Annotated in this window: 31 protein-coding genes; 13 read left to right on the top strand and 18 right to left on the bottom strand. The window is 69.5% G+C overall.

Annotated elements, in window-relative coordinates; all coding sequences use genetic code 11:
- Positions 1-106: 106 nt before the first annotated feature.
- Both EV671_RS09170 and EV671_RS09165 read right to left on the bottom strand, forming a co-directional pair.
- Complete coding sequence (locus EV671_RS09170) at positions 107-541, bottom strand: TM2 domain-containing protein (RefSeq protein WP_207911125.1); 435 nt, start codon at positions 539-541, stop codon at positions 107-109.
- A complete protein-coding gene (locus EV671_RS09165) occupies positions 538-1,056 on the bottom strand; it encodes a GNAT family N-acetyltransferase (RefSeq protein ID WP_243655660.1) in 519 nt (172 codons plus the stop codon). The genes EV671_RS09170 and EV671_RS09165 overlap by 4 nt, the downstream gene beginning before the upstream one ends.
- A 223-nt stretch (positions 1,057-1,279) precedes the next feature.
- On the opposite strand from EV671_RS09165, the gene rpsP reads away from it, so the two are divergent.
- The 9 genes from rpsP (at position 1,280) to EV671_RS09120 (ending at position 7,711) form a co-directional block, all read left to right on the top strand.
- Entirely contained in the window at positions 1,280-1,537 is a 258-nt protein-coding gene (gene rpsP / locus EV671_RS09160; protein ID WP_132571005.1) for a 30S ribosomal protein S16, read from the top strand.
- Positions 1,538-1,543: 6 nt separating this feature from the next.
- Positions 1,544-2,134, top strand: coding sequence for a ribosome maturation factor RimM (gene rimM / locus EV671_RS09155; RefSeq protein ID WP_132571004.1), 591 nt, complete (start codon positions 1,544-1,546; stop codon positions 2,132-2,134).
- A gap of 3 nt (positions 2,135-2,137) precedes the next feature.
- Positions 2,138-2,878 carry a tRNA (guanosine(37)-N1)-methyltransferase TrmD gene (gene trmD / locus EV671_RS09150; protein ID WP_132571003.1) on the top strand — a complete coding sequence of 247 codons (741 nt, stop codon included), beginning with the start codon at positions 2,138-2,140 and terminating at the stop codon, positions 2,876-2,878.
- A gap of 134 nt (positions 2,879-3,012) precedes the next feature.
- The gene (rplS, locus tag EV671_RS09145) at positions 3,013-3,366 is read left to right on the top strand and encodes a 50S ribosomal protein L19 (RefSeq protein ID WP_132571002.1); all 354 of its coding nucleotides are present in this window, start codon (positions 3,013-3,015) and stop codon (positions 3,364-3,366) included.
- A 163-nt stretch (positions 3,367-3,529) separates the two neighbouring features.
- Positions 3,530-4,213 carry a CoA pyrophosphatase gene (locus EV671_RS09140; protein WP_132571001.1) on the top strand — a complete coding sequence of 228 codons (684 nt, stop codon included), beginning with the start codon at positions 3,530-3,532 and terminating at the stop codon, positions 4,211-4,213.
- A 23-nt stretch (positions 4,214-4,236) separates the two neighbouring features.
- Positions 4,237-5,226 (top strand): CobD/CbiB family protein, encoded by a 990-nt coding sequence (locus EV671_RS09135; RefSeq protein WP_132571000.1) that lies wholly within the window; start codon positions 4,237-4,239, stop codon positions 5,224-5,226.
- A 169-nt stretch (positions 5,227-5,395) separates the two neighbouring features.
- The gene (gene cobT / locus EV671_RS09130; protein WP_132570999.1) at positions 5,396-6,421 is read left to right on the top strand and encodes a nicotinate-nucleotide--dimethylbenzimidazole phosphoribosyltransferase; all 1,026 of its coding nucleotides are present in this window, start codon (positions 5,396-5,398) and stop codon (positions 6,419-6,421) included.
- 4 nt (positions 6,422-6,425) lie between these two features.
- A complete protein-coding gene (cobS, locus tag EV671_RS09125; RefSeq protein WP_132570998.1) occupies positions 6,426-7,187 on the top strand; it encodes an adenosylcobinamide-GDP ribazoletransferase in 762 nt (253 codons plus the stop codon).
- A gap of 2 nt (positions 7,188-7,189) precedes the next feature.
- Positions 7,190-7,711: a histidine phosphatase family protein gene (locus EV671_RS09120; protein WP_132570997.1), complete on the top strand. Its 522-nt coding sequence runs from the start codon at positions 7,190-7,192 to the stop codon at positions 7,709-7,711.
- Positions 7,712-7,720: 9 nt separating this feature from the next.
- Here EV671_RS09120 and EV671_RS09115 read toward each other — a convergent pair whose 3' ends face one another.
- From EV671_RS09115 to EV671_RS09105, 3 genes are read right to left on the bottom strand one after another with little or no spacing between them, the layout of a single operon-like run.
- Positions 7,721-8,425: an SDR family NAD(P)-dependent oxidoreductase gene (locus EV671_RS09115; RefSeq protein WP_132570996.1), complete on the bottom strand. Its 705-nt coding sequence runs from the start codon at positions 8,423-8,425 to the stop codon at positions 7,721-7,723.
- A complete protein-coding gene (locus EV671_RS09110; RefSeq protein WP_207911124.1) occupies positions 8,426-9,016 on the bottom strand; it encodes an RluA family pseudouridine synthase in 591 nt (196 codons plus the stop codon).
- Positions 9,016-9,918, bottom strand: coding sequence for a DMT family transporter (locus EV671_RS09105; protein ID WP_132570995.1), 903 nt, complete (start codon positions 9,916-9,918; stop codon positions 9,016-9,018). Before EV671_RS09105 ends, EV671_RS09110 begins: the two co-directional genes overlap by 1 nt.
- 62 nt (positions 9,919-9,980) lie before the next feature.
- On the opposite strand from EV671_RS09105, the gene EV671_RS09100 reads away from it, so the two are divergent.
- Positions 9,981-10,970: a quinone oxidoreductase family protein gene (locus EV671_RS09100; protein ID WP_132570994.1), complete on the top strand. Its 990-nt coding sequence runs from the start codon at positions 9,981-9,983 to the stop codon at positions 10,968-10,970.
- A 15-nt stretch (positions 10,971-10,985) separates the two neighbouring features.
- Here the strand turns inward: EV671_RS09100 and EV671_RS09095 are convergent, their stop codons facing one another.
- From EV671_RS09095 to lspA, 3 genes are all read right to left on the bottom strand, one after another.
- Positions 10,986-12,452: a hybrid sensor histidine kinase/response regulator gene (locus EV671_RS09095; RefSeq protein WP_132570993.1), complete on the bottom strand. Its 1,467-nt coding sequence runs from the start codon at positions 12,450-12,452 to the stop codon at positions 10,986-10,988.
- Between the two features lie 63 nt (positions 12,453-12,515).
- Entirely contained in the window at positions 12,516-13,328 is an 813-nt protein-coding gene (locus EV671_RS09090; protein ID WP_243655659.1) for a DUF2189 domain-containing protein, read from the bottom strand.
- The gene (gene lspA, locus EV671_RS09085) at positions 13,312-13,806 is read right to left on the bottom strand and encodes a signal peptidase II (RefSeq protein ID WP_132570991.1); all 495 of its coding nucleotides are present in this window, start codon (positions 13,804-13,806) and stop codon (positions 13,312-13,314) included. Before lspA ends, EV671_RS09090 begins: the two co-directional genes overlap by 17 nt.
- A gap of 112 nt (positions 13,807-13,918) precedes the next feature.
- Between lspA and EV671_RS09080 the strand changes: the two genes are divergently transcribed.
- Entirely contained in the window at positions 13,919-14,425 is a 507-nt protein-coding gene (locus EV671_RS09080) for a DUF1269 domain-containing protein (RefSeq protein WP_132570990.1), read from the top strand.
- Between the two features lie 226 nt (positions 14,426-14,651).
- Here EV671_RS09080 and ileS read toward each other — a convergent pair whose 3' ends face one another.
- The 10 genes from ileS to EV671_RS09035 all read right to left on the bottom strand — a co-directional run bounded on the left by ileS (position 14,652) and on the right by EV671_RS09035 (position 24,487).
- Positions 14,652-17,483 (bottom strand): isoleucine--tRNA ligase, encoded by a 2,832-nt coding sequence (gene ileS, locus EV671_RS09075; protein ID WP_132570989.1) that lies wholly within the window; start codon positions 17,481-17,483, stop codon positions 14,652-14,654.
- A 74-nt stretch (positions 17,484-17,557) separates the two neighbouring features.
- Entirely contained in the window at positions 17,558-18,583 is a 1,026-nt protein-coding gene (locus EV671_RS09070; protein WP_132570988.1) for a bifunctional riboflavin kinase/FAD synthetase, read from the bottom strand.
- 22 nt (positions 18,584-18,605) lie between these two features.
- Positions 18,606-19,343 carry a pseudouridine synthase gene (locus EV671_RS09065; RefSeq protein WP_132570987.1) on the bottom strand — a complete coding sequence of 246 codons (738 nt, stop codon included), beginning with the start codon at positions 19,341-19,343 and terminating at the stop codon, positions 18,606-18,608.
- Positions 19,340-19,894 (bottom strand): DUF3617 domain-containing protein, encoded by a 555-nt coding sequence (locus EV671_RS09060; protein WP_132570986.1) that lies wholly within the window; start codon positions 19,892-19,894, stop codon positions 19,340-19,342. Before EV671_RS09060 ends, EV671_RS09065 begins: the two co-directional genes overlap by 4 nt.
- Positions 19,895-19,943: 49 nt before the next feature.
- Positions 19,944-21,071, bottom strand: coding sequence for an acyl-CoA dehydrogenase family protein (locus EV671_RS09055; protein WP_132570985.1), 1,128 nt, complete (start codon positions 21,069-21,071; stop codon positions 19,944-19,946).
- A 17-nt stretch (positions 21,072-21,088) separates the two neighbouring features.
- On the bottom strand, positions 21,089-22,288 hold the full coding sequence (locus EV671_RS09050; RefSeq protein WP_132570984.1) for an acyl-CoA dehydrogenase family protein: 1,200 nt from the start codon (positions 22,286-22,288) through the stop codon (positions 21,089-21,091).
- Between the two features lie 209 nt (positions 22,289-22,497).
- Positions 22,498-22,626: a hypothetical protein gene (locus EV671_RS27735; RefSeq protein ID WP_277592384.1), complete on the bottom strand. Its 129-nt coding sequence runs from the start codon at positions 22,624-22,626 to the stop codon at positions 22,498-22,500.
- Between the two features lie 248 nt (positions 22,627-22,874).
- Complete coding sequence (locus EV671_RS09045; protein WP_132570983.1) at positions 22,875-23,144, bottom strand: hypothetical protein; 270 nt, start codon at positions 23,142-23,144, stop codon at positions 22,875-22,877.
- Between the two features lie 192 nt (positions 23,145-23,336).
- Positions 23,337-23,996, bottom strand: coding sequence for a retropepsin-like aspartic protease family protein (locus tag EV671_RS09040; RefSeq protein WP_132570982.1), 660 nt, complete (start codon positions 23,994-23,996; stop codon positions 23,337-23,339).
- 2 nt (positions 23,997-23,998) lie between these two features.
- A complete protein-coding gene (locus EV671_RS09035) occupies positions 23,999-24,487 on the bottom strand; it encodes a YajQ family cyclic di-GMP-binding protein (protein WP_132570981.1) in 489 nt (162 codons plus the stop codon).
- A 40-nt stretch (positions 24,488-24,527) separates the two neighbouring features.
- Between EV671_RS09035 and murB the strand changes: the two genes are divergently transcribed.
- Complete coding sequence (gene murB / locus EV671_RS09030; protein WP_132570980.1) at positions 24,528-25,607, top strand: UDP-N-acetylmuramate dehydrogenase; 1,080 nt, start codon at positions 24,528-24,530, stop codon at positions 25,605-25,607.
- A 58-nt stretch (positions 25,608-25,665) separates the two neighbouring features.
- Positions 25,666-26,508: a DNA ligase gene (locus tag EV671_RS09025; RefSeq protein ID WP_165917514.1), complete on the top strand. Its 843-nt coding sequence runs from the start codon at positions 25,666-25,668 to the stop codon at positions 26,506-26,508.
- Positions 26,509-26,616 lie beyond the last annotated feature (108 nt).

Below are 26,616 nucleotides of genomic sequence, written 5' to 3'. Positions count from 1 at the left end.
CCCTGCGGCCTGACGGCCGCCCCTCAAGGGGGCGCTGCCAGTGGCCCGGCAAAACCGGTTCCACGGCAGCCACCGGAGGGGCCGCGGCACTACGTGCGCGGCGAACTCAGGGCGTATCGGAATGCTGCGATTCGAAATACCGCTGGGCGCTGAAGGCGATGGTCGCCATCATGGCCGTGCCGCCGATCAGCAGGCAGAGCACGACACCGATGATGGCGCCCCAGCCGGCCGGCGCGGCCGGCTGCTGCGGGTTGAAGCGTGCGTTCCAGCGTTCGTCGGGTGTGAGGCCGTAGACGATGCCGCCGATCAGCGCCGCGACCAGGCTGATGCCCAGCAGCGGGATCAGCACCCAGGCGAGCTGGTCGTCCTGGCCCAGGTGGTTCATGCGCTGCACGCCGACGATGCCCAGCAGCGTCGGCAGCGGGAACAGCCAGGCCCAGCGGTCCTTCAGGCCGTGCAGATAGAAGCGGTGCAGTCCGAAGCTGCCGACCAGCAGGGCCAGCCAGGTCGCGACCGCCTTGTGCTTGATTGGGGCGCTCATTGGCCGGCCCCGACGCTGTCGCCCTGGCCCAGCGTGCGCTGCATCAGCACCACATCCAGCCAGCGGCCGAATTTCCAGCCGGCGCTCTTCAGCACGCCGGTGTGCTGGAAACCCAGGGCCGAATGCACGCCGATTGAGCCGGCGTTGTTCGCATCGCCGATAACGGCCAGCATCTGGCGCGCGCCGGCCGCTTCGCAGCGGGCGATCAATTCGGCCAGCAGCAGCCGGCCCACGCCCTGGCCCTGGGCCGCGGGCGAGAGATAGATGGAGTCCTCGACGCAGAAGCGGTAGGCGAGGCGAGGGCGGAAGTAGTTCGCATAGGCATAGCCGAGAATATCGCCGCCGCGTTCGGCCACCAGCCACGGCAGCTGGCGGCCCAGCACCTCGGCGCGGCGCCGGCCCATTTCCTCGACGGCGGGCACCTCGGTTTCGAAGGTGCCGGTGCCTTCCAGCACGGCCTGGCCGTAGATGGCCTGGATGGCGGGCAGGTCGGCGTCGGTGCTGGGGCGGATCATCAGGGGCGCGGTGGCTGGGGAGGGCTGTGACATCTGTCGGTTTCGGGAGTTGCCCAAAAGGGGCCTGGCCGAGTTTATAATGCGCGGTTTTGGCGCCGGTCGCAGTCAATCTGGGCTGCGGCGTATCTACGGTGCCTCCCCCGGCAGGGGTTTTCTGCCTTTTTCGACTTGCTCGCCCTGAGTGTCTCCTCGTGCGGTGGTCGCCCAATTTTTAGGAAACATCATGGTTGTGATTCGTCTGGCTCGCGGCGGCTCCAAGAAGCGCCCCTTCTACAACATCGTCGTCGCCAACAGCCGCCAGCGCCGTGACGGCCGCTTCATCGAGCGCGTCGGCTTCTACAACCCCGTCGCTTCCGGCGCCGCCGAGAAGCTGCGCGTCGAGCAGGATCGCGTGAGCTACTGGATCGGCGTCGGCGCCCAGCTGTCGCCCACCGTGGCCCGCCTGGTCGGCGAAGCCAAGACGGCTGCAGTCGCCGCCTAAAGCAGCGTGGCAGGCAACAAGCCTCAGCAAGACGGCGCTTCGGCGCCGTCTTTTGCTTCATGGCCCGAAGATCTCGTGCCGGTGGGCCGCATCCTCGATGCCTGGGGCATCAAGGGGGGGCTCAAGGTGCAGGCCTATTCGGCCGATGCTGATGCGCTGTTCGGCGCCAAGCGCTGGTACCTGAAGTCCACCGGCCCCAAGCCGGGCCAGCTGGTGCTGGCCGTACGCTCGGTGCGCGAACAGGGCGAGGGCATCGTCGCGATGGCCGAGGGCGTGGACGACCGCAATGCCGCCGAGGCGCTGCGCGGCCACGAGATCCATATCCCGCGCAGCGACTTCCCGCGCACGCCCGACGGTGAGTACTACTGGGTCGACCTGATCGGCCTGGACGTCGTGAATCGCGAATCGCAACCGCTGGGGCGTGTGGTCGGCCTCATCGATACAGGTCCGCATGCGGTGCTGCGCATTCTGCCGCCGGGCGTGGAAGAGCCGGCGAAGCCCGACCAGGAGCGGTTGATACCGTTCGTCGGTGCCTTTGTCGACGATGTGAACCTCGAGGCGAAGCGGATCACGGTCGACTGGGGTCTGGACTTCTGAGTCATGCGCTTCGACGTCCTGACGATCTTCCCGGAGCTGTTTGCGCCGCACCTGACGCAGGGCGTCACGCGGCGCGCCTTCGAGAGCCGGCAGGTCGATGTGCGGCTGTGGCCGCTGCGCGACTTTGCCGAGGACAACTACCGTCGCATCGACGACCGGCCCTATGGCGGCGGTCCCGGCATGGTCATGCTGGTGGAGCCGCTGGAGCGTGCTTTGGCGGCGGCGGCGGCCGACCGCGGTGATGCCGCGCCGGCCGTCATCCACTTCACGCCCACGGGCCGGCGCATGGATCAGGCCCTGGTGCAGACGCTTGCCGCCGGCCCGGGCGCCATCCTGCTCTGCGGCCGCTACGAGGGCATAGACCAGCGCGTGCTCGATCGCCATGTGACGCAGGAGATCAGCCTCGGCGACTTCGTGCTGTCCGGCGGCGAACTGCCGGCCCTGGCCCTGCTCGACGCTGTCGCGCGGTTGCAGGACGGTGTGCTGGGCGATGCCCAATCCCATCAGCAGGACAGCTTCTCGGACGGGCTGCTCGACTGCCCGCACTACAGCCGGCCCGAGGTGCTGCCCGATGGTCGCGAGGTGCCAGCCGTCCTGCTGTCCGGCCACCATGCCGACATCCGGCGCTGGCGCCGCGAGCGTTCGCTCGCACTGACCGCCGCGCGTCGCCCTGAGCTGATCGAGGCCGCCCGTGCCGCCGGCCGGCTCAGCAAGGCCGACGAGGCCTTCCTGGCCAAGCTCTAGGCGAAACCCTCGATTTCCGGCTACACTAGCGGGCTGTCCGATCCTCTGGCAGGCCGAGTGGCTGGCTTTCGTATGAAGGCCGGCTGCAAACACCCCGATAAATAGCGGCCCGCCAAGATCCGTAGGAGTTATAGATGGACCTGATCCAAACCCTCGAGCAGGAAGAAATTGCTCGCCTGAACAAGACCATCCCGGCCTTCGCCCCCGGCGACACCGTGATCGTCAGCGTCAACGTCGTTGAAGGCAGCCGCAAGCGCGTGCAGGCCTACGAAGGCGTCGTCATCGCCAAGCGCAACCGCGGCCTGAACAGCAGCTTCATCGTCCGCAAGATCTCCAGCGGCGAAGGCGTCGAGCGCACCTTCCAGCTGTACAGCCCGCTGATCTCGTCGATCGAAGTCAAGCGCCGTGGCGATGTCCGCCGCGCCAAGCTGTACTACCTCCGCCAGCGTTCGGGCAAGTCGGCCCGCATCAAGGAAAAACTCGCCTGAGCGAAGCGAAGAAGTGGCCTTCGGCCACTGTGGGCTGCGTAGCAGTCCACCGCGAGTTTTGGGCGAGTTCATGTCGCGCAGCGGCATGAACGCAGCCAAAAGCTGCCCCGTCCAAACCAAGGCCGCCTGGAGCTACGCTCTCGGCGGCTTTTGCTTTTTGCGCATGAAACGTCCCGTCATCACCCAGCCCCAGCTCGCGCCGGTCACGAGCATCGACAGCCATCTGCCCGCCGTCCCGGCCTCGGCACTGACGCCGCAGGCCATCCGTGCCCGGCTGCGGGCGCAGCCGTTCTGGACGCCCGAATTCGCCGGCGATGGCGGCCTGTTCGTCGACCGCGAGCCCGCGGGGGCCGCCGTGCTGGTGCCGCTCGTGCAGCGCGAGGCCGGTCTGAACCTGCTGCTGACCCGCCGCGCCGACCATCTGCGCGACCACGCCGGCCAGATCAGCTTCCCCGGCGGCCGCGTCGAGCCCGAGGACGACGGCCCTGTCGCGACCGCATTGCGCGAGACAGAGGAGGAGATCGGCCTGTCGCGCAACTACATCGACGTCATCGGCCAGTTGCCCGTCTACGCGACGGTGACGGCCTTCCAGGTGACGCCGGTCGTCGCCCTCGTCGCGCCCGGCTTCAGGCTGCAGCTCGACGACTTCGAGGTCGCCGAGGCCTTCGAGGTGCCGCTGGCCTTCCTGATGAACCCCGCCCACCACCAGCACCACCGTTTCGAGTTCGGCGGCCACGAGAGGCGCTTCCTGTCTATGCCCTGGCAGGGGCCTGAGCGCGAGTACTTCATCTGGGGCGCGACGGCCGCGATGTTGCGCAACCTCTACCGACTCCTCAGCAGCAGCTGATCACGCCACTATCATCCCGGCCCATGAATTTCTTCGCGGTGCTGTTGGCCCTGTTGTGTGAGCAACTCAAGCCCTTGAGGCATGGCAACCGCGTGCACCAGTCGGTCATCGGCTGGGTGCGCTGGACGGGCCGCAATTTCGATGCCGGCGACGAGCACCACGCCGCCATCGTCTGGGCCATCACCGTGCTGGTGCCCGGCCTCGTCGTCACGCTGCTCTACTGGGGCCTGCGCCACTTCAGCCTGCTGCTGGCGCTTGGCCTGGATGTCCTCATCCTCTACCTGACCCTGGGCTTCCGGCAATTCAGCCACTACTTCACCGACATCCGCGACGCGCTGGAGAGCGGCGACGACAACACGGCCCGCCAGTTGCTGGCCGAGTGGCGCCACCTGGACGCCAGCGAGCTGCCGCGCACCGAGCTGATCCGCCACGTCATCGAGCATTCCCTGCTCGCCGCGCACCGTCATGTCTTCGGCGTGTTCTTCTGGTTCATCGTCTGCTCCACCATCGGCCTGGGGCCGGCCGGCGCGGTGCTCTACCGCATGGCCGAGTTCGCCAGCCGCTACTGGGCCTTCAAGAGCCGCACGCTGGACGCGCCGACCAACCCGCGCCTGCTCGCGCTGTCGCGCCAGGCCTTCACGCTGATCGACCACCTGCCCGCAAGGCTGACGGCGACGGGCTTCGCCATTGTCGGCAACTTCGAGGAGGCGGTGAACGGCTGGCGCCGCGACGCCAGCCTGTGGCTGCATCCCAACGAGGGCATCATCCTCGCGTCCGCCGCCGGGGCTGTCGGCCTGCAGCTCGGCGGTGCGGCGGCGCCCGGCATCACGCCGGACCGCAGCAAGACCTTCGACGCCGGCTCCGAGCCCGAGGCCACCGGCGCCGCCGGCTCCACGTCCGGTGCCCCCCCCCAGCTCGGCCACCTGCAGAGCGTCGTCGGCCTGGTCTGGCGCTCGGTCGTGCTGTGGATGCTGCTGCTGGCGCTGCTGACCCTGGCCAATCTCGTCGGCTAGTCATGGAGCCCCTTGCCCAGTCTCGCCGTGCTGAACGCAGGCGGGCCCGGTCGGTCCCCCGAGGGGACGGCGATGCTTGCCGGATTGGCCGGCAAGCACGTCGCCAGAGCGGGCCGGCTTGGGCGCGGCCCGGCGCTCGGCCTGCAGATTTCTTGCATTGGTACTCCGAATGAACTTCCCTGAATTGCCGGCCCTGGCCGAGCCCAGCCTGAGCGCGCGTGTCCAGCACGCCATCGACCACAAGACCAAGCCGCTCGGTGCGCTGGGCCGCATCGAGGCGCTGGCCCTGCAGCTGGCGCTGATCCAGGGCGTCGAGAGACCGGAGCTGCAGCAGCCGCAGCTCGTCGTCTACGCGGCCGACCACGGCCTGTCACGGCGCGGCGTGTCGGCCTATCCGCGCGAGGTCACGCCGCAGATGGTGGCCAATATGCTGGCTGGCGGCGCGGCGGTGTCGGTGCTGGCGCGCCAGCAGGGCCTGGCGCTGACGATCGCGGACTGCGGCGTCGATGCGCCGCTGGCCGAGGGCGCCGTCGATCTGCGCATCGCGGCCGGCACGGCCGACGCGGCAGCCGGCCCGGCCATGTCCATCGAGCAGGCCGAGCGCGCGCTGCGCAACGGCATGGCCCTGGTCGAGCGCCTGCCCGGCAACGCGCTGCTGCTGGGCGAGATGGGCATCGGCAACACCTCGTCTGCCAGCCTGCTGATGGCGCGCCTGACCGGCTTGCCGCTGGCCGATTGCGTCGGTCGCGGCACCGGTCTGGACGACGCGGGCGTGGCGCGCAAGCTCGCCGTGCTCGTTGAGGCCCTGGCCGCTAATGCCGCCGCGCAGACGCCGCTGCAGATCGCCGCGGCCCTGGGCGGCTTCGAGATCCTGACGATGGCCGGCAGTGTCATCGCCGCCGCCGCGAGCCGGCGCGTCGTGCTCGTCGACGGCTTCATCACGACGGCCGCCGTCGCGTTGGCCGAGGCCCTGCGCCCGGGCCTGCTGGCGGCCTGCGTGTTCGCCCACCGCTCGGCCGAGGGGCCGCATGCGCGCTGGCTGCAGCAGCTCGCTGCGCGCCCGCTGCTGGAACTGGACCTGCGCCTGGGCGAGGGCAGCGGTGCGGCCCTGGCTTGGCCGTTGCTGACGGCCGCCTGCGCGCTGCTCGCCGACATGGCCAGCTTCGAGAGCGCCGGGGTCAGCAACCGCGAGTAGGCCCGTGCGACTTTTTCTCGTCGCACTGCAATTCCTGACCCGGCTGCCGGTGCGGCTGAGCCGCTTCGAGCCGGCCTGGCTGAACGACTGCGTGCGGCACTTCCCGGGGGTCGGCATGGTCGTCGGTGCGATCGGCGCGGTCGTGCTGGCGGGCGCCGCGCTGCTCTGGCCGGCCTGGATCGCCGCCGTGCTCGCGCTGGCCGCGACCGTGGCCCTGACCGGTGGCTTCCATGAGGACGGCCTGGCCGATACCTTCGATGCGCTGGGCGGTGTCGTGCCGCGCGACAAGGCCTTGGCCATCATGAAGGACTCGCGCATCGGCAGCTATGGCGCGCTGGCCCTGGGTCTGAGCCTGCTGCTGCGCGCGGCCCTGCTGGCCGTGCTGGCAGCGCGGCCGCTGCCGGGCGCCGTGGCCGCGCTGCTGGCCAGCCATGCCTTCGCGCGCGCGGCGGCAGTCGGCGTAATGGTCAGCCTGCCCTACGGCGGCGACGCGGACCATGCCAAGGCCAAGCCACTGGCCCTGGCCGTGGCACCGCGCAACTTCGGCATCGCGCTGGCTTGGTGCGGTCTGCTCGCGTTGGCGCTGGGCTTGCTGGGCATCCAGCCGGCGCACCTGCTGCTGGCATTTGCCGCGACGGCGGCCGTCGCCTGGGCGATGCAGCGGTGGCTGAAGCGGCGCCTGGGCGGCTATACCGGCGACGGCCTGGGCGCGACCGAGCAGCTCGCCGAGATTGCCGTGCTGCTGGCCTTCACGGCCTCGTTCTGACGGTGGCCTTCACGATCTGGCGCCACCCCAGGCCGTGCGGCGCGGCGGCGCGCTGCATCGGTGGCCGCACGGACCTGGCCGTCGACCCGCGCAAGGCCAAGCGCCTGGCCCACCGCATCCGCGCCCATGCGCGCCGCCACGGCCTGCCGCGCGAGGTCGTCACGTCACCGCTGGCCCGCGCCGCGGACGTGGGCCGCTGGCTGCGGCACTGGGGCTTTCGCTGGCGGGTGGATGCGGCGCTGGCCGAGACCGATTTCGGGGCCTGGGACGGCAGGCCCTGGGCGGACATCCCCACCGCCGAGTTCGAGCGCTGGATGCAGGATTTCTGCGGCTTCGATTTCGACGGCGGCGAGTCGCTGGCTGCGCTGCTGCGGCGGGCATCGTCCTGGCAGCCGCCATGCGCGCTGGCCGTGGGGCATGCCGGCTGGATCACGGCGTGGCAGTGGGCTGCGCAAAGGCCGGGCCAGCTGCCGACCGCCGCGACCTGGCCGGCGCCGCTCGGCTATGCGCGCCCCGCGGCCTGACGGCCTGCGTCAGATGTCGCGGACGTCGGCGATGACGTCGCGGCCGAAGTCGGGGCGAGCCAAGTAGCGCAGCACGGTTGCCGCCGTGGCTTCGGCCGTCTGCAGCTGGCCGCCGTCCCTCAGGCCCTGGAAGCGCGCCTGTTCGGGGAAGCGGGCCGGGTCGGCGCCGCGCAGCTGGACCTGCATGTCGGTGTCGATGACGCCGGGCGCCAGCGACACGACGCCGACATCGGGCGCTTCCAGCGCCAGCGCGCGGCTGAGATGGTCCAACCCGGCCTTGACGGCGCAATAGGCCGCGCTGCCGGCCATCGCACGGCGGCCCAGGCCGGAGGAGATGTTGAGGAGGCGCCGGCGCGGCACGCCGGCGGTCTCGGCGAGAAAGACGCGGCTCAGCAGCACCGGCGCCTCCAGCCCTACGCGCAGCGCGGCAGACAGGCCGGCAAGGTCGCTGGCGGCCAGCGGGCCGGGCTCGCTGAGCAGGGCGGCGTTGTTGACCAGGGTGGCGCTGTCCCAGCCCTTGCTGGCACGCAGCCAGGCCTGCAGGCGCTCGGCGGCGGGCAAGGGATCGGCCAGGTCCAATGCCCATTGCTCGGCCTGCAGGGTCGGGTCGGCCCCGCGCGCGATGCCGATGACGACGTTGCCGGGCTGGCTCAGCTGCCGCGCGAGGGCGGCACCCAGGCCGCGGGAGCTGCCGGTGACGATGTAGAGATGCATTCAGAACTCCGGGGGGCAGAGGAAGTGGTGGCCGGCCACTTGCAGCTCGCTCGCGTGCAGCAGCAGGCGCGGGCTGGCGGCGGCGGCATCGGGCGGTGCGTAGAGGGTATCGCCGAGGATGGCATGGCCGAGATGGGCGAGGTGCACGCGCAGCTGGTGGCTGCGGCCGGTCAGCGGCTCCAGCGCGACACGGGTGTGGCCGCCCTCGTGCGACAGCGCGCGCCAGCGCGTCTGCGAGGGCTTGCCGCGCAGCAGGTCGACCTGCTGGCGCGGGCGGTTGGGCCAGTCGGCGGCCAGCGGCAGGTCGATCAGGCCTGCGCCTTCGAGAAGGCCTTCGACGATGGCGACGTAGAGCTTGCCGACGCGGCGTTCGGCGAAGTCGGCGCTGAGCTCGCGCTGGGCCTGGGCGCCGCGTGCGAACAACAGCAGGCCGGACGTCGCCTGGTCGAGCCGGTGCACGATCAGCGCGTCGGGGTAGCGGGCTTGCACGCGGGCGGCGGCGCAGTCGGGCTCGGTGCGGCCGGGCACGCTGAGCAGGCCGGCGGGCTTGGCGATGACGACGATGCGCTCGTCGGCGTGGACGATCTGCATCAGCGCGAGGACACGAGAATACCGGCCGCGATCAGCACGAAGGCCGCGCCGTGGTACCAGGCCGGCGCCGTGCCGAGCAGGGCCGCCGAGATGACGGCCGCGAACACCGGCGTCAGGTTGACGAAGAAGCCGGCCAGCGCCGGCCCCGCCTCGGCCACGCCCAGGCCCCAGCAGCGGTAGGCGATCAGCGACGGCCCGATGGCGACGTAGAACAGCGCCGCGACAAGGGCCGGGCTCCAATGGATGGCCGCCGGCGCGACGACCTGCTCGACGCCGGCCGACAGGCCCGAGAAGACGACGCCGAACATCAGCTGGGCCATCAGCGCCTCGGCCCAGTTCCAGTCGGGCTTCTCGCCGGGCCTCAGGCCCCGGGCGGGCCGCGCAAGCATCCACGAGTAGACGGCCCAGGTGAAGATGGCCAGCAGCATCAGCAGATCGCCCGGCACGAAGCGCACCTCCAGCAGGGCCGCGGGCTCGCCGCGCGCGATGACCAGGGCCACGCCCAGCAGCGACAGGCCAGCGCCGGCGAGCTGGCGCCGCGTCGGCTTCACGCCATAGGCGAGGGCGCCCACGCCGAGCATCCACACCGGCATGCTGGCGGTGATCAGCGTCACGTTCAGCGGCGAGGAGGTATGCAGGGCCAGGTATTGCAGCGCGTTGTAGCAACCCATGCCGAGAAAGCCCAGCCAGGCCAGGCCGCGCCAGCGCGCGAGGGCCGGGCCCGGCCTGGCCAGCAGCGGCCAGGCCAGCGGCGCGAGCAGCAGCAGTGCCAGCAGCCAGCGCAGCGCGTTCAGCGTCAGCGGCGGGATGGCGTCGCGCACCACGCGGCCGACGACGGCATTGCCGGCCCAGAACAGCGGCGGCAGCGTCAACAGCAGAGCGAGGCGTGGGGTCAGCTTCAAAAGGGGCGACGCAGTGGACAAAGGGCTGGCACGATAGCCGACAACTCGACAAGGAGAGACAGATGAAGGAAAAGGCCGTCGTCATCGAGGCTCCGGGTGGCCCGGAGCAACTGAAGCTGGTGGATCTGGAGGTGGGCGCGCCCGGGCCGGACGAGATCCGCATCCGGCACCACGCCTGCGGGCTGAACTACATCGACGTCTACCACCGCAACGGCGCCTATCCGCTGCCGCTGCCTGCCCGGCTGGGCATGGAGGGCGCCGGTGTCGTGGAGGCGGTGGGCGAGGGCGTCACGCACCTGCGGGTGGGCGACCGCGCGGCCTACGCCAGCCAGCCGCCGGGCGCCTATGCGACGGCGCGCGTGATGCCGGCCAAGTGCGTGCTGAAGCTGCCCGAGGCCATCGACTTCGAGACCGGCGCGGCCATGATGCTCAAGGGCCTGACGGTGCAATACCTGCTGCGCCGAACCTTGCCGCAGGGCGGTCTGCAGGCGGGCGACTTCGTGCTCTTCCACGCGGCGGCCGGTGGCGTGGGCCTGATCGCCTGCCAGTGGGCGCGGGCGCTGGGCCTGCAGCTCATCGGCACGGCGGGCAGCGACGAGAAATGCCGGCTCGCGCTGGAGAACGGCGCGGCCCATGTCATCAACTACCGCCGCGATGTGGACTTCGCCGCCAAGGTGCGCGAGATCACCGGTGGCCGCGGCGTGAAGGTGGTCTACGACTCGGTCGGCGCCGACACCTGGGAGGGCTCGCTGAACAGCCTGGCGCCCTTCGGCCTGCTGGCCAGCTTCGGCGGCGCCTCGGGGCCGGTGCCGCCCATCAACATCGGCACGCTGTCCGCCAAGGGCTCGGTCTATGTGACGCGGCCTACGCTGTTCTCGCACATCGCCACGCGCGAAGCGACGCAGGAGATGGGCGACGACCTGTTCAGCATGGTCGGCAGCGGGAAGATCAGGATCCGCATCGACAGGCGCTATCCGCTGGCCGACGTGGCCGAGGCCCACCGCGACCTGGAGGCGCGGGCGATCACCGGCAGCGCCGTGCTGCTGCCCTGAAGCGGATTCCGGGGCTCACAGGATCCGCCGCAGCAGGATCTCGAAGCTGAAGCAGGAGCCGCGGCCGGGCTCGCTCTCGACGCCGATGCTGCCGCCCATCAGCGCCACGAGGCGCTGCACGATGGTCAGGCCCAGGCCGGTGCCGCCGTAGCGCCGCGTGATGCTGCCGTCGGCCTGGGTGAAGGGGTCGAAGATCTGGCTGATCTGCTTGCGCGTCATGCCGATGCCGGAGTCCGTCACGGCGCAGCGCAGGCGCAACCGTGCGGGCGGGTCGCCCTCCTGGGTCGCGGCCTGCGCGATCTCGACGCGCACCTCGCCGTGCTCGGTGAACTTCAGCGCGTTGCCGATCAGGTTGATGAGCACCTGGCGCAGGCGCAGCGCGTCGCCCACCATCCATGACGGCACGCCGGGCTGTACGACGGTGTGCAGCTGGATGTGTTTCTCGTGGGCCTGCAGCAGCAGCGGCTGCAGCGCCTCGCTCAGGCAGTCGTGCAGGCTGAAGGGGGCTTCCTCGATGATGATGCGGCCGGCCTCGATCTTGGCCACGTCCAGCAGGTCGTTGATGATGGTCATCAGGCCCTTGGCGGACTGGTGGGCCATGCCGATGAAGCGGCGCTGGCGCTCGTCCAGTCCGGTCTGCAGCACCAGCTCGGTCAGGCCCAGCACGCCGTTCATCGGCGTGCGGATTTCGTGGCTCATGTTGGCCAGGAAGCTGCTCTTGGCCTGGCTGGCGGCTTCTGCGGCCTCGCGGGCGGCCACCAGCGCGGCCTGGCTGGCCTTCAGGTCGGCGATGTCGCGGGCGTTGAACAGCAGCGTCGTGTCGCCGGTGACCGGGTCGCGCATCGGCCGCGCGTCCAGCGCATGCCAGCGCTGGCCGGCCAGGGTCTGCAGCTCCACGTCCTGGCGGCAGGCTTCGCCGCGCTGCACGCGGCTGAGGATGCCGGTGGCGTCGATCGGATGGGCGAATAGGCGCGTGAACTCGGTCTGGCCGGGGCCGGGCGGCGTGTCGCCGAAGGTCAGCGCGGCGGCCGGGTTGCGCATTAGCAGCTCGCCGCCCTGCAGGCCGAACATGGCGATGCGCACCGAGGTGTGCTGCAGGGCCTCGACGCCGCGCAGCATCGACACGTCGGCGCCGCCGCCGAGCGAGTCGGCCGCGAACAGCATGACCTGGCGGCGGTCGGGCGTGCGCATGCCGCGCGAGACCAGCATCACCGTCGTCGGCTCGCCCTTGGGGTAGAGCGTCCACTGCTCGCGCACGATCTTGCCCTGGGCATGGTCGGCGGCCGTGACGGCCAGGCGCTCGCGCACGGTGTCGCCATGCTCGGAGAAGTCGCGCGACAGGAACTCCTCGGCGCTGTCGGCATGCCAGAAGCGCAGGGCCGCAGCGTTGGCCCAGAGGTTGCGCTGTTGTTCGGGGTCGAAGACCCACAACGGGACGTCGAGCCAGTCGTAGTGGCTCAGGCTGGCGAAGTCGAGGAGCATGTGGGGTGGCAAGCGGCGCGCGATTGTCACCTTTGGACACAGACTCTCGCGTGAACTACTTCGCTATACGGTGCTCGGCGGGCCCAGGGCCGCCCGGTAGGCATGCCAGCTGGCATGGCCCAGCCAGGGGCCGACGACGAGCAGGCCGGCGAAATAGGGCAGCATGGCCAGCACGGCCAGCGTCGTCACGACGAGGCCCCAGAACAGCATGACGGCGGGCTGGGTCAGGCAGAGCTTGAGGCTGGCCAGGCCGGCGGTGACGGCATCGGTGTCGCGGTCCAGCAGCAGGGGCATGGCGACGACGCTGACCGCGAAGATCATGCCGGCGAAGACCGCGCCGACGGCCAGATAGGCCACGATGAAGCCGAGGTGGTCGGCGCTCAGCAGCCTGGACACCGAGCCGGCGAAATCCGGCATGCCGTTGAAGCTGACCGCGAAGACGACCAGGGCCGCGCGGCCCCAGAGCATCTCCAGGATCAGCAGCACGAAGCCGAAGATCGCGATCTGCCGGACATTGGGCAGCCAGGCGCCGAGGGCATCCTCGATGCGCGGCGCCTCGCCGCGCTCCAGGCACCGGCTGACCTGGTAGAGGCCCAGGCACAGCAGCGGGCCCAGCAGCAGGAAGCCGGCGCACAGGGCCAGCGTGTAGATGGGTGCGTGGCGGAACACCATCAGCACCGCCAGGCCCATCAGCGCGAAGCAGGCGCCGAAGAAGCCGCCGATGGCGGGCGCGCGCCTCAGGTCGGCCCAGCCCAGCTGCAGCCAGTGCAGCGGCGCCGACAGCGGCAGGCGCTGCAGCGGCGGGCCGAGCTCGACGGCGGGCTCGGGAACGTAGGGGATGTAGCCGGGTGGGGGAGGTTCAGGTGCGTCGGACACGGCGCAGTTCATCCAGGATCAACAGGATGGCGCCGATGGTGATCGCACTGTCTGCGACGTTGAAGGCGGGGAAATACCAGCCACCCGCATGAACCTGGATGAAGTCGACGACATAGCCGTGGATGGCGCGGTCGATGACATTGCCCAGGGCGCCGCCGAGGATCAGCGTCAGCGCCCAGGCGAACAGCTTCTGGTGGCCGTGGCGGCGCAGCATCCAGACGATGAAGGCGGCGGCGGCCAGGCCCAGGCCGAGGAAGAACCAGCGCTGCCAGCCCGACGCGCCGTGCAGGAAGCTGAAGGCGGCGCCGAAGTTGTGGGCGCGCACCAGGTTGAAGAAGCTGGTGACGGGGTGGGACTCACCCAGCTGGAAGCTGCCGACGATGAGGATCTTGGTGAACTGGTCGGCCAGCACGATGACGGCGGCGATCAGCAGCCAGGCGGTCAGGCCGGAAGAGGAGGAAGAGGAACGAGGAGGCATGGGGTGGGGCGCGAGGCGGGGGGCGTCAATGTAACTTGCCGCCGGTGCGGGGCTTGTAGGCGCAGGAGAAGCGGCGTAGAAGCGGAATTCTCCCAACCTGCTGGAGAGCGCCATGCGCAAACGCATCTACTGGCTGCTGCCCGACCTGGGCAGCGCGCGGCGGACGATGGACGAGCTGCTGCTCGCCCGCATCACCGAGCATCACATCCACTTCGTTGCGGCCGAGGGCGCGAGCATGGACGGCCTGCATGCGGCCAATGTGCTGCAGACCTCAGACCTGGTCGAGGCGGCCCAATCCGGCGCGCTGATCGGCTCGGGCCTGGGCGCGGCGGGCGGCGTCGCGGCGGCGTTCGCCATCAATGCCGGCTCGCCGGCGGCGGTCGTCATCGGCCTGGCCGCGTTGGGCGCGATGCTGGGCACCTGGTCGTCCAGCATGATCGGTAGCGCCGCACCGAACCGGCGCTTGAAGCGCTTCGAGAGCCCTATCGCCGCAGGGCAGTACCTGCTCATCGTCGACGTGCCGCGCACGCGCATCACCGAGATCGAGCAGTTGCTGGAGCGAACCCATCCCGAAGCGCACTTCGAGGGGATGGAGCCGAACGTGCCGGCGTTTCCGTAGGCCCCTCGTCCGGCCTCACGCCGGCTGAACGCCGGTGAGTCCAGCCGGTCTTGCAGACCGCGCTGCGGCAGTGCCGCAGCTCTTCGCCAGGCACGTCGAGCCCACTGGGCTCAACGTGTCCGGGCTCAGCCCCCGAGGGGACGGCGATGCTTGCGGCATTGAGCCGCAAGCACATCGCCTGCGGGCCGGCTTGGGAGCGGCCCGGCGCCGGTCCGCGGCGGCGGGGTCAGGCCACGGTGCGGGTTTCTCCAGCGCCGTAGAGGTTGCTGTCGCAACGGCCGCACAGCGTCGGACGCTCGGGGTTGCTGCCGACGTCGGCGCGGTAGTGCCAGCAGCGCTCGCACTTGGCATGGCTGCTGGGCGTGACGCTGACGCCAAACTGCGCTGCCGACACCAGCCTGACCGCCGACGTGATGAAGACGAAGCGCAGGTCTTCGCCCAGGCTGGCGAGCAGGGCCTGGTCCTGCTCGTTGACCTGCAGCACCAGTTCGGCCTGCAGCGAGGCGCCGACGGCACCCGTCACGCGGACCGCCTCGATGGCCTTGTTGACCTCGTCGCGGATCTGGTGAATGCGGTCCCACTTGGACAGCAGCGCGTTGTCGGTGGCGCCGAAGTCCCAATAGGTTTCGGTGAAGATGCTCTCGCCCAACCGCCTGTCCACGAACACCTGCCATGCTTCCTCGGCCGTGAAGCTGAGGAAGGGCGCCATCCAGCGCAGCATCGCGTGCGTGATCTGCCACAGCGCGGTCTGCGCGGAGCGGCGGGCGAGCGACTTGGGCGCCGTCGTGTAGAGGCGGTCCTTCAGCACGTCGAGGTAGAAGGCACCGAGGTCCTCGGAGCAGTAGACCTGCAGCTTGGCGACGACCGGGTGGAACTCGTAGCGCTCGAAATGGGCCAGGATGTCCTTCTGCAGCTCGGCCGCGCGTGCCAGCGCGTAGCGGTCCACTTCCAGCAGCTGTTCGGAGCCGACCGTGTCGGTGGCCGGGTCGAAGTCGCTGACGTTGGCGAGCAGGAAGCGCAGCGTGTTGCGGATGCGGCGGTAGCTGTCCACGACGCGGGCCAGGATCTTGTCGTCCAGGCCCAGGTCGCCGGAATAGTCGGTCGCGGCCGTCCACAGGCGCAGGATCTCGGCGCCGTATTTGTCCGACACCGCCTGCGGTGCGACCACGTTGCCCATGGACTTGCTCATCTTGCGGCCCTGGCCGTCAACGACGAAGCCGTGGGTCAGCAGGCCCTTGTAGGGCGCGCGGCCGTAGAGCGCGCAGGCGATCAGCAGCGAGGAGTGGAACCAGCCGCGGTGCTGGTCATGGCCTTCCAGGTAGAGGTCGGCCTCGGGGCCGCTCTCGTGCGCGGCGCCTTTGTGGCTACCCTTGAGCACATGCTCGAAGGTGGAGCCGGAGTCGAACCAGACGTCGAGGATATCGTTGCCCTTGGTGTAGTGGGCGGCTTCGGCGCCCAGCCACTCGGCGGCGTCGAGCTTGGACCAGGCCTCGATGCCGTTGGCCTCGACGAGCTGGGCCGCACGCTCGATGAACTCGAGCGTGTTCGGATGCGCCTCGCCCGTGTCCTTGTGCAGGAAGATGGGCAGGGGCACGCCCCAGCTGCGCTGGCGCGAGATGCACCAGTCGGGCCGGCCGGCGATCATGTCGTGCAGCCGGGCGCGGCCGTTCTCGGGGTAAAAGCTGGTCGCTTCGATGGCGGCCAGCGCGGTCTTGCGCAGACAGTCGGGCGCCTTGCTCGTCGTGAACAGGCCATCGCCTTCGTCCATGCGCACGAACCACTGCGCCGCGGCGCGGTAGATGACGGGCGACTTGTGGCGCCAGCAGTGCGGGTAGCTGTGGGTCAGCTTCGACTGGGCCATCAGCCGGCCGTTGTCCAGTAGTGTCTGCGCGACGACGGCATTGGCCTTCCAGATGTGCTGGCCGCCGAACAGCGGCAACTCGGCGGCGTAGGCGCCATTGCCCTGCACCGGGTTCAGGATGTCGTCGAAGGCCATGCCGTGGGCGACGCAGCTCTGGAAGTCGTCCAGGCCATAGGCGGGCGCGGAATGGACGACGCCGGTGCCGTCCTCGGCAGTGGCGTAGTCGGCCAGGTAGACCGGGCTCTCGCGGTCGTAGCCGGGATGTACGTGGGCCAGCGGGTGCTTGAACTTCAGCAGTTCCAGCGAGCGGCCCGGCGTCGTTGCGACGACGCTGCCTTCCAGCTGCCAGCGGGCCAGGCACTTCTCGACGAGGGCCTCGGCGACGACGAAATAGCCCTTGGGCGTGTCCACCAGCGCATACGGCAGCTCGGGATTCAGGTTCAGCGCCTGGTTGGCCGGGATGGTCCAGGGCGTCGTGGTCCAGATGACGGTGAAGGCATCCTTGGCCAGAGACGCGACGCCGAACGCAGCGGCCAGCTTTTCGGGTTCGGCCGACAGGAAGGCCACGTCGACCGCAGGCGACTGCTTGTCCGCGTACTCGATCTCGAACTCGGCCAGCGAGGAGCCGCAGTCGAAGCACCAGTACACCGGCTTCAAGCCGCGGTAGACGAAGCCGCGCTCGAACATGCGCTTCAGCACGCGGATCTCGCCGGCCTCGTTGGCGAAGTTCATCGTCTTGTACGGGTTGTCCCACTCGCCCAGCACGCCCAGGCGCTTGAAGTCCGTGCGCTGGCCGTCGATCTGCTCGGTGGCGTAGGCGCGGCTCTTGGCCTGCACCTCGTCGCGCGGCAGTCCGCGGCCGAAGGTCTTCTCGATCTGGTTCTCGATGGGCAGGCCGTGGCAGTCCCAGCCGGGGATGTAGGCCGCGTCGAAGCCCGCCAGCTGGCGCGCCTTGACGATCATGTCCTTCAGGATCTTGTTGGCGGCGTGGCCGATATGGATCTGGCCATTGGCATAGGGCGGGCCGTCGTGCAGCACGAATTTGGGCTTGCCGCAGCGCGCGTCGCGCAGGCGCTTGTACAGGCCCTGCTCATCCCAGGCCTTGACCCAGCCCGGCTCGCGCTTGGGCAGGTCGCCGCGCATCGGGAAGGGCGTGTCGGGCAGGTTGAGCGTGGAGCGGTAGTCCGGGGTGGTCATGGCATGCGGCCAGACGAAAAGTCTGGCGATTCAGAAGACGGGGAGGGCGGAACGAAGAGCGGCGGGGCGCCGCTTCAAATTCGGTCGCGCGTGGTCTGGCGACGTTGAGCGGCGTGGGTGGCCAGAAAGGCGCGCGCTGCTTCGGTGTCGGCGCGAATAGCGGCCGTGAGCGCCTCCAGCCCGTCGTAGCGGGCTTCGTCGCGGAGTTTGTGCAACAGTTCCACGCGGGCGAGTTTACCGTAGCCCCCCTCGGCACCGAGTTTGGATTCGGGCCACTCCAGGCAGTGGACTTCGAGCAGCACCCGGCCCGCGTCTTCCACCGTGGGTCGGTTGCCCAGGCTGGCGACGCCGGGCAGGGGCTCGGGCGTCAGGCCATGCACCAGCACGGCAAAGATGCCGTGGGCGGCCGGCTTGTCGTGCGGGAAGCGCAGGTTCAGCGTGCGAAAGCCATCGGCGGCGCCCGGCGCGCTCTCGCCCAGTTGGCGGCCGAGCTTGCGCCCGTGCGTGACGTGGCCCGAGATGGCATAGGGCCGGCCCAGCAGCGACGCGGCGGCGGCCATGTCGCCCGCGGCCAGGGCCTCGCGCACGGCCGAGCTGCTGACGCGCAAGCCATGCACCTCGTAGCTCATCATGCGGGCCACGTCGAAGCCGCGCGACTGGCCGGCGGCGTCCAGCGTCGCGTAGTCGCCCTGGCGCTTGGCGCCGAAGCGGAAGTCGTCGCCGACGAGCACATAGCGCGCACCCAGGCCGTCGACCAGCACCTGGCGGATGAAGTCCTGGGCCGGCAGCGAGGCCAGGGCCTCGTCGAAGCGCAGGATGACGACCTGGTCGATGCCGCAGCGCTCCAGCTCGCCGAGCTTGTCGCGCAGCGGTGCGATGCGGGCCGGGGCCAGCTCGGGCTTGCCGGCCCTGGCGGCGAAGAAGTCGCGCGGGTGGGGCTCGAAGGTCATCACGCAGGTCGGCAACCCGCGGTGGCGGGCCTCGGACTGCAACAGTGCCAGCATGGCCTGGTGGCCGCGGTGCACGCCGTCGAAGTTGCCGATGGTCAGCGCGCAGGCGGGCGCGATGCCGGGGTGGTGGAAGCCTCTGAAAACTCGCATCGGGCGCATTGTCCCTGCTGGGTCACTGGCTCCAGACAAGGTCCGGGCTCGGCACCCAGCGCCATTCGCCCGGCTTGAGGTCTGCGGGCAAGGTCAGAGCGCCGAACTGCGGCCGGTGCAGGGCCTCGACGCGGTTGCCGACGGCCGCCACCATGCGCTTGACCTGGTGGTACTTGCCTTCTAGCAACGTGAGGCGCAGCAGCGTCTCGTCGACGATCTCGGCGCCTTCGGCCTTGCTGATCTCGGGCGGGCGCTGGAACTTGCCCGGCGCCTTGCTTTCAGGCTCCTTCAGCTCGACGCCGGCCAACAACTGCTCGGCCATCACGGCCGTCAGCGGATGCTTGCAGCGCGCCTCGTAGACCTTGGGCACATGGTGCTTGGGCGAGGTCAGCTTGTGGATCAGCGAGCCGTCGTCGGTCAGCAGCAGCAGGCCGGTCGTGTCTTCGTCCAGCCTGCCGATGGGCTGCACGCCGCGTTCGCGCAATGGTGCCGGCAGCAGGCTCATCACGCTGGGATGGTGCTTGGGTTTCTGCGAGCACTCGTAGCCGGCGGGCTTGTTCAGCAGGATCAGTGCCTTGTCGTAGCAAGGCCATTCCTGGCCGCCGATCGTGAAGCGCAGGCCGTTCGTCTCGAACTCCGCATCCGGGTCATCGACGAGTTCGCCGTTGACCGTGACTTCACCGTTCCACACCAGCCCGGCGCACAGGCGCCGCGTTCCGAAGCCCTGACTGAACAGGATCTGCGACAGCCTCTGCTTCACTTGGCCTGGGACTTCATCGGCTGCACGTCGCCGCAGTCGGCGCCCAGCCAGCGGCCTTCGCCGCTGACCTTGGTGACCTCGGTCTTGCCCTGGCGCTGGTGCCGCACGCTGACCTCGTTCGTGAAGCCCTCGTTGCCGCGCAGCGTGACGGTGGCATCGCCCTCCGAGGCCGGGTCGGTGCAGACGAAGTGGGTCTGGATGACGCTGCCGCTGCGCTTCACATCCTGGCTGCAGTTGCCGTGATGCGTGACCGGCGCCATGTTGCGCTCGGCCTGCTCCTTGGTCACGCAGGTCTTAATCGTCATCGTGCCGCCGGCCATGTTCATGCTGACGCCACGCTGGGCCATCATCTGTTCCATCATCTGGCGGCGCTCGGGCGGCATGTTCTCCATGGCCTTCTGCGCCTGGGCCATCTGGGCCTGGCGGGCGGGGTCGAGCTGCGGGGTCTGCTTGAACTCCCACAGCCCGGGCTTCATCGTCTGGGCATGGGCCAGTGTCGAAAACTGAACGGCGGCAAGGCCGGCGAGCAACAGGGCGGCAGGGAACTTCATCGGGTGACCTCCACGAGGGCAGAGAGAGGGCAGCGCCGACAGGCGCTGCTCAGGCAAATACCCCCGCAGTGTCCAGCATCCGGGCGCTGACTTCACCCAGGTGATGCATGCTGTCCCCCCATTGCATCTCCATGACGGTCAGGCGCTTGAAGTAGTGGCTGCCGGCGTATTCGTCGGTGACGCCGATGCCGCCGTGCATCTGCGTGCACTGCTGGCCGACGAAACGCATCGCCTGGCCGAGTTGCACCTTGGCCTGCGACAGCGCGCGGCGGCGCACTGCGGGCGCATCGCCCAGGCGCAGCGTCGCGTAGTAGCTCATCGAGCGGGCCAGCTCCAGCTGCATCTTCACGTCGGCAGTGCGGTGGCGCAGGGCCTGGAAGCTGCCGATGGCGACGCCGAACTGCTTGCGCGTGTTCAGGTAGTCGACGGTCAGCGCGAGGTGGCGCTCCATGACGCCCACGGCCTCGGCGGCCTGGGCCGCGATGCCGATGTCGGCGGCCAGTTCGAGCAGCGCGAGGCCCCGGTCGGGGCCGGCGATGAGCCGGGCCGGCGTGTTGTCGAAGTGGACTTCGGCGGCACGCGAGCCGTCGTAGAGCGAGTAGGGCCGCGTGTGCACGCCGGCTGCGGAGCGCTCGACGAGGTAGAGCGCAATGCCCTCAGCCGCATCGTCGGCACCGGACACGCGCGCCGGCACGATGAAGGCATCGGCCACGTCGCCGGCCGGCACCAGGCTCTTCACGCCGCTCAGCCTGCCGTCGACGGCGCGCGTGGCAACCTGATGCAGCCGGTAGCGTGATTTGGCTTCCTGATGGGCCAGCACGACCAGGGCCTCGCCGCCGGCGATGCGTGGCAGCCAGGCGGCCTGTAGGTCATCGGGCGCCTTGCTCAGCAGGGCCGGCGCTATCAATGCGCCCTGGGCCAGCGGCTCCATGACGAGACCGCGGCCGAGCTCCTCCATGACCACCATCGCCTCGACGGCGCCTTGCCCCAAGCCGCCATGGGCCTCGGGAACGGCCAGTGCGGTCAGGCCCAGGCCGGCCAGGCCGTCCCAGACGGCGCGGTCAAAGCCACCGGCGCGTGCGATCTGCACGCGGCGCTCGAAGGCGTAGTCCTTGTCGACGAAGCGCTGCACCGCATCGCGCAGGGCCTGCTGGTCTTCAGTGAAATCGAAATCCATCTTGTCTGCCTCCGCGATCAGCCGAGCACCGTCTGAGCGACGATATTGCGTTGCACTTCGTTCGAGCCGCCGTAGATCGTCGTCTTGCGGACGTTGAGGTAGTTGCCGGTCAGCGGGATGGCGTGCGTGGCGCCGCCGATCCAGGCGCCGCCCAGCCACTGGTCACCCTGCCAGCCGGCTTCCATCGCCTCGTGGACATGGGGCAGGGCCAGCGGGCCGCCGGCCAGCATCATCAGCTCGGTGTAGCGCTGTTGCAGTTCGCTGCCGCGGATCTTCAAGAGGCCGGCCACATCCAGCGGCTGCTTGCCGCTGCGCTCGCCGGACAGCACGCGCAGCACCATCATCTCCAGCGCGACCACGTCGACCTCGCACAGCGCGATCTGGTCGCGAAAGCGCGCATCGTCGATCAGGCCCTCGGCCTTGGCGATGCGCTTGAGCCGCTCCAGTTCGCGCTTGGCGCGGTTCACGTCGGCGATATTGGTGCGCTCGTGCGAGAGCAGGTGCTTGGCATAGGTCCAGCCCTTGTTCTCCTCGCCGATCAGGTTCTCGGCCGGAACCTCGACGTTGTCGAACCAGACCTCGTTCACCTCGTGCTCGCCGTCGAGCATGATGATGGGCTTGACTGTCACGCCGGCCGTCTTCATGTCGATCAGCAGGAAGGAAATGCCGGTCTGCGGCTTGCCCTCGGTGGAGGTGCGCACCAGGCAGAAGATCCAGTCGCCATACTGGCCCAGCGTCGTCCAGGTCTTTTGGCCGTTGACGATGTATTTGTCGCCCTTGCGCTCCGCACGGCACTTCACCGAGGCCAGGTCCGAGCCCGAGCCCGGTTCGCTATAGCCCTGGCTCCACCAGACCTCGCCGCTCATGATGCCGGGCAGGAAGCGCTGCTGCTGCTCCGGCGAGCCGAATGCCATGATGACGGGCGCCACCATCACCGGTCCGAAAGGGACGACGCGCGGCGCGCAGGCGAGGGCGCATTCCTCCTCGAACAGATGGCGCTGCACGGCGTTCCAGCCGGGGCCGCCGAACTGCTTGGGCCAGGCCCAGCCATGCCAGCCCTTGGCGCCGAGGATCCTGGCCCAGCGCTGCAGGTCGTCCTTGTTCAGGCGCAGTGCGTTGCGCACCTTGTGGGCGATGTCGGCCGGCAGATTGGCGCGCACCCATTCGCGCACCTCGGCGCGGAAGGCCAGCTCCGCATCGGTGAAGTTGAGGTCCATGTGTCTCCGCGTCCCTGTGTCGTGATGGGAATGCCGAGCTTTTTAGCACGGTCGTTCGTATCCTGGCTGTCCGGCCAGGGACAGTGCGAACCAGGGGGCAGAAAGCAAAAAAGGCATTCCGAGGAGCGCCTTTCGGGTCGCGCAGGAGTCCCTGTTTGTCAAATTGCTCCCCCCCCCCCCCCGACGAGCCAACAACGGCAAAACTCCCCTCAGTCAACGGTGGAGAGCAATTGCCTGGCATCGGCCGCCGTGCCAAATGTCGCGCGGTTGCGCAGTGCGGCATTGAGCTCTTCGCGCCCCTCGGCCTTGCGGCCGGCCCGGGCCAGGGAGTCGGCCACGCCCAGCGCCTTGGTGCTCTGCTTGTCACGCAGGTAGACGGTGATCAGGGCCTGGCCGTCGTCGGGCTGGGCCTTCGCAATCTGGCTGTTGGCGTGTTAGAGGGACGCCTTCTGGCACAGGGCCTCGCCATTGGTGGGCGCCAGCTTGATGGCCTGGTCGGCCGCGGCCATGGCCTCGGTGAATTGGCGGCTGCTCGGCGACCCAGGTGTTGAAGTCACTCGGGCTGAAGGCGCGGCGCGGGCCGCCATCACGGAGGCGAGGGCGGCCTTGCCTCCGCCCAGATCGGACGGGGCCAGCGAGCGCTCCAGCAGCAATTGCGTCTGGATGCCTGGCGGCAGGCCCGCCGCTGCAGGCGCGGGTCGTCGAGCATCTCGGTCTGCTTGCCCTGCGCGTCCATCGCCAGCGCGACGGCGACCTCGGCGCGGTTGACGCCCGGGCGAATGGCCTCGCCAAGCTCGAATTCGGCCGCCGAGGGCCGGCTTTCCGCCAGTGGGGCCTTGCCGGGCAGCACATGCACCGGCAGTTGGGTCTTGTCGGCCTGCAGCGCGTTCTTCAGCTGGATGATGGCGCCGGCGATGCCGCGCCTCTCGCGGCGCTGCAGCGATCAGCAGGGCAGCCAGCAGGCCGGCGAGCGAGGCAGGATGACGGGGCATCGAGGCTGGCCGGCTGAAATGGGCGCCGGATTCTTGCAGAGGCCTGCCGAAGGGGTTCAGTACCGCAGATCCAGCGTCATGACGTCGTTCTCGCGACGCATCTGGAAGCGGTTCAGGAAGCTGTTGCCGAGCAGCACATAGCCCAGCAGCCCCGGGATGACGATGGCTTCGACATTGCGCACCTCGACGTCGCCGATGCGCAGGCTGGCGAGCTGGATCTGGTAGGCCGGCGCAAGGCCGTTGGCCGTCTGCGTGATGACATGCCGGCCGTTGAGGTAGCGCAGCCCGAGCCTGTCGGCCTCGGGCTGGCCGATGGCGACCGCGGTCGCGCCGGTGTCGACGAGGAAGTTCGTGGCGTGGCCGTTGATCGCGCCCATCGTCGTGAAGTGCCCGCCCGGCCCGGCCGACAGGACGATCTGGCGTGGCGTCACCGCGTTCTGAGAGACGACGCGCCCCGGCGCCGCGCCGAGGGTCAGGCTCTGGCGCCGGCCGCCGTATTCGACGACGGCGCGGCCGTCCTCCAGCGCGATGAGCTTGACGCCGTTGACGGTGGCGCCGACCTCGACGGTGCGCGGCTCGCCGTCGATCAGCAGCAGGGCCGCGCGCGTGCCGAGCGTGCCGTTGAGCTGCACCTGCGAGGGCGGCAGGGGCTGGGCCTCGGCCCGGCCCAGCAGGGCGAGAGCCAACAGCAGGGCGAGGGGCGCGAGGCGGTGCATGTTCAGTCGCGGAAGTTGTTGTAGGTCAGCGGTGTGTCGCTGAAGCTCTTCTTCAGGTGGGCGATGGCCGTCTGCAGATCGTCGCGGTTCTTGCCCGTCACGCGCACCGCGTCGCCCTGGATGCTGGCCTGCACCTTGAGCTTGCTCTCCTTCAGCGAGGCGACGATCTTCTTCGCCAGTGTGGCCTCGATGCCTTCCTTGATCTTGTAGACCTGGCGGACCTTGTCGCCGCCGAGTTTTTCGATCTTGTCCTGCTTGTCCAGGAAACTGATGACGACATCCTGCTTGGTCAGCTTGGCGTAGAGCACGGCCTCGATCTGCTCGAGCTGGAACTCGCTGTCGCCGGTGCTGTGGATTTCCTTGTCCTTGAGTTCGACCTTGGCGCCGGTGCCCTTGAAGTCGAAACGGGTGCCGATTTCCTTGATGCTGTTGTCCACCCCATTGCGGATCTTGACGTGGTCGGGTTCGAGAACGGTGTCGAAGCTGGGCATATTGAAAGCTCGTTGGGTTGGCGTCTGCGAAAATTTTCCCATGAGCCTAACCCCTGCCAGCGCCGCGCCCCCCGCGAATGAAGCCCCCGGCGTCCTGATCGAGACCGATGTCAACCTCAGGCCGTACAACACTTTCGGGCTGCCCGCCGTCGCGCGCCGCCTCGTGCGCATCCGCGAGGCGGCCGACGTGCGCCGCGTCGTGGACCATCCGGAGCTGGGCCGGGCGCCGAAGTTCGTGCTTGGCGGCGGCAGCAACCTGGTGCTGACCAAGGACGTCGACTCCGTCGTGCTGAAGGTGGAGATCCCCGGCATCCGGCTGCTCGAGACCCGCGACGACGCCTGGATCGTCGAGGCCGGTGCCGGCGTCGTCTGGCATGAGCTGGTCGGCTGGACGCTGGAGCAGGGCCTGCCGGGCCTGGAGAACATGGCGTTGATTCCCGGCACGGTAGGCGCGGCGCCGGTGCAGAACATCGGCGCCTACGGCATCGAGGTCAAGGACAGGCTGGAGGCGGTTGAGGTGATGGACCTCGTCACCGGCCGGCCGGCGCTGCTGCCGGCCGAGGTCTGCCGCTTCGCTTATCGCGACAGCGTCTTCAAGCACAGCGACTTCGGCGGCCTGGCCGGCAAGAGCGTCATCACCAAGGTGCGGCTGAGGCTGCCGCGGCCCTGGCGGCCGGTGCTCGGCTACCTCGAGATCGAGCGCAGGATGGCCGAGACCGGCATCACGGCGCCCGATGCGCGCCAGATCTTCGACTGGATCGTCGCGGTGCGCCGCGCCAAGCTGCCCGACCCGGCCGTCATCGGCAATGCCGGCAGCTTCTTCAAGAACCCGGTCGTGACCGAGGAGCAGTGCCGCGACATCATCGGCCGCGACCCCGGCATCGTTCACTACCCTATGCCGGATGGGAGCGTGAAGCTCGCGGCCGGCTGGATGATCGACGCCTGCGGCTGGAAGGGGAAGACGGTGGGTGGAGCGGCGGTCTACGAGAAACAGGCCCTGGTGCTGGTCAACAAGGGCGAGGCGCGTGGTGCCGAGGTCGTCACGTTGGCGCGGGCCATCCAGGAAAGCGTCTATGGCCGTTTCGGCATCCGGCTGGAGCCGGAGCCGGTGGTGGTCTGATGGTGAATCCTGCCACGCACGGTAGATAGGCCGGCCCGATGATGGCCGCCTTCGGTCCATGAGCGAGGGTGGCGATGAGCGTGAAGACACTGCGCCGGCGGGTGCTGCTGGCCTGGCTGGGCAGCCTGAGCGGGCCGGTGCTGGCGCTGGAGCCGCTGCTGGCTCGCAACGGGCCTGCGGCATCGACCCGAGGCCCTATCTCGTCAGCGAGAAGCTCGACGGCGTGCGGGCGCTGTGGGACGGGGCGACGCTGCGCTTTCGCAGCGGCCGCGTGGTCGCCGCGCCTGCCTGGTTCCTGACCTCGCTGCCCAGGCTGGCGCTGGACGGCGAGCTGTGGATCGCGCGGCGCAGCTTCGACACGCTGTCGGCCACCGTGCGGCGCGCCGAGCCGGTGGACGCGGAATGGCATCGCGTCAGCTACCGTGTGTTCGAACTGCCGGCGAGCGGCGGCGATTTCTCCCAGCGGGCCGCCAAGCTCGAGACCCTGGCTGGCGGTGTCCTGCTGCCCGTGGTGCAGCAGCGCTGCGGCTCGAATGCCGAACTGCTCGCGCTGCTGAAGCAGGTGGTCGACGCGGGCGGCGAGGGCCTGATGCTGCGTCGCGCCGACGCACCGCTGGCGGCGGGGCGCAGCGACCTGCTGCTCAAGCTCAAGCCCTTGGCGGACGCCGAGGCCGTCGTCGTCGGCCATATGCCCGGCAAGGGGCGGCTGGCCGGCCAGCTTGGTGCCCTGGTGCTGCAGACGCCCGAGGGCCTGCGCTTCAAGCTGGGCACGGGTTTCACCGACGCCCAACGCCGCAACCCGCCGCCGATGGGCTCGACGGTGACCTACCGCTACCGTGAGCTGACGCCGGGCGGAAAACCGCGTTTTGCCAGCTTCGTCCGTGTGGCTGATGAGTTCTGACGGCGGCTCCCAGGGCTCGTTCTCAGAGCCAGCTCAGCAGCTTCTGGACCCACATCGGCAGGGGGCGACCGGGGACGTAGTTCTGGCGGTATTGACCGTACATGGCAG

It is taken from the genome of Roseateles saccharophilus, assembly GCF_004342485.1.
GTDB lineage: Bacteria > Pseudomonadota > Gammaproteobacteria > Burkholderiales > Burkholderiaceae_C > Pelomonas > Pelomonas saccharophila.
The sequence above is the reverse complement of the archived record's forward strand: the minus strand, read 5'-3'. Positions and strand labels throughout refer to the sequence as shown.

Excerpts from the sequence above, each read along its gene's own strand:
- EV671_RS09170 (WP_207911125.1), bottom strand. The coding sequence starts at position 541 with ATGAGCGCCCCAATCAAGCACAAGGCGGTCGCGACCTGGCTGGCCCTG.
- EV671_RS09165 (WP_243655660.1), bottom strand. The coding sequence starts at position 1,056 with ATGATCCGCCCCAGCACCGACGCCGACCTGCCCGCCATCCAGGCCATC.
- rpsP (WP_132571005.1), top strand. The coding sequence starts at position 1,280 with ATGGTTGTGATTCGTCTGGCTCGCGGCGGCTCCAAGAAGCGCCCCTTC.
- trmD (WP_132571003.1), top strand. The coding sequence starts at position 2,138 with ATGCGCTTCGACGTCCTGACGATCTTCCCGGAGCTGTTTGCGCCGCAC.
- rplS (WP_132571002.1), top strand. The coding sequence starts at position 3,013 with ATGGACCTGATCCAAACCCTCGAGCAGGAAGAAATTGCTCGCCTGAAC.
- EV671_RS09140 (WP_132571001.1), top strand. The coding sequence starts at position 3,530 with ATGAAACGTCCCGTCATCACCCAGCCCCAGCTCGCGCCGGTCACGAGC.
- EV671_RS09135 (WP_132571000.1), top strand. The coding sequence starts at position 4,237 with ATGAATTTCTTCGCGGTGCTGTTGGCCCTGTTGTGTGAGCAACTCAAG.
- cobT (WP_132570999.1), top strand. The coding sequence starts at position 5,396 with ATGAACTTCCCTGAATTGCCGGCCCTGGCCGAGCCCAGCCTGAGCGCG.
- EV671_RS09115 (WP_132570996.1), bottom strand. The coding sequence starts at position 8,425 with ATGCATCTCTACATCGTCACCGGCAGCTCCCGCGGCCTGGGTGCCGCC.
- EV671_RS09110 (WP_207911124.1), bottom strand. The coding sequence starts at position 9,016 with ATGCAGATCGTCCACGCCGACGAGCGCATCGTCGTCATCGCCAAGCCC.
- EV671_RS09100 (WP_132570994.1), top strand. The coding sequence starts at position 9,981 with ATGAAGGAAAAGGCCGTCGTCATCGAGGCTCCGGGTGGCCCGGAGCAA.
- EV671_RS09095 (WP_132570993.1), bottom strand. The coding sequence starts at position 12,452 with ATGCTCCTCGACTTCGCCAGCCTGAGCCACTACGACTGGCTCGACGTC.
- lspA (WP_132570991.1), bottom strand. The coding sequence starts at position 13,806 with ATGCCTCCTCGTTCCTCTTCCTCCTCTTCCGGCCTGACCGCCTGGCTG.
- EV671_RS09080 (WP_132570990.1), top strand. The coding sequence starts at position 13,919 with ATGCGCAAACGCATCTACTGGCTGCTGCCCGACCTGGGCAGCGCGCGG.
- ileS (WP_132570989.1), bottom strand. The coding sequence starts at position 17,483 with ATGACCACCCCGGACTACCGCTCCACGCTCAACCTGCCCGACACGCCC.
- EV671_RS09070 (WP_132570988.1), bottom strand. The coding sequence starts at position 18,583 with ATGCGAGTTTTCAGAGGCTTCCACCACCCCGGCATCGCGCCCGCCTGC.
- EV671_RS09060 (WP_132570986.1), bottom strand. The coding sequence starts at position 19,894 with ATGAAGTTCCCTGCCGCCCTGTTGCTCGCCGGCCTTGCCGCCGTTCAG.
- EV671_RS09055 (WP_132570985.1), bottom strand. The coding sequence starts at position 21,071 with ATGGATTTCGATTTCACTGAAGACCAGCAGGCCCTGCGCGATGCGGTG.
- EV671_RS09050 (WP_132570984.1), bottom strand. The coding sequence starts at position 22,288 with ATGGACCTCAACTTCACCGATGCGGAGCTGGCCTTCCGCGCCGAGGTG.
- EV671_RS09040 (WP_132570982.1), bottom strand. The coding sequence starts at position 23,996 with ATGCACCGCCTCGCGCCCCTCGCCCTGCTGTTGGCTCTCGCCCTGCTG.
- EV671_RS09035 (WP_132570981.1), bottom strand. The coding sequence starts at position 24,487 with ATGCCCAGCTTCGACACCGTTCTCGAACCCGACCACGTCAAGATCCGC.
- murB (WP_132570980.1), top strand. The coding sequence starts at position 24,528 with ATGAGCCTAACCCCTGCCAGCGCCGCGCCCCCCGCGAATGAAGCCCCC.
- EV671_RS09025 (WP_165917514.1), top strand. The coding sequence starts at position 25,666 with ATGAGCGAGGGTGGCGATGAGCGTGAAGACACTGCGCCGGCGGGTGCT.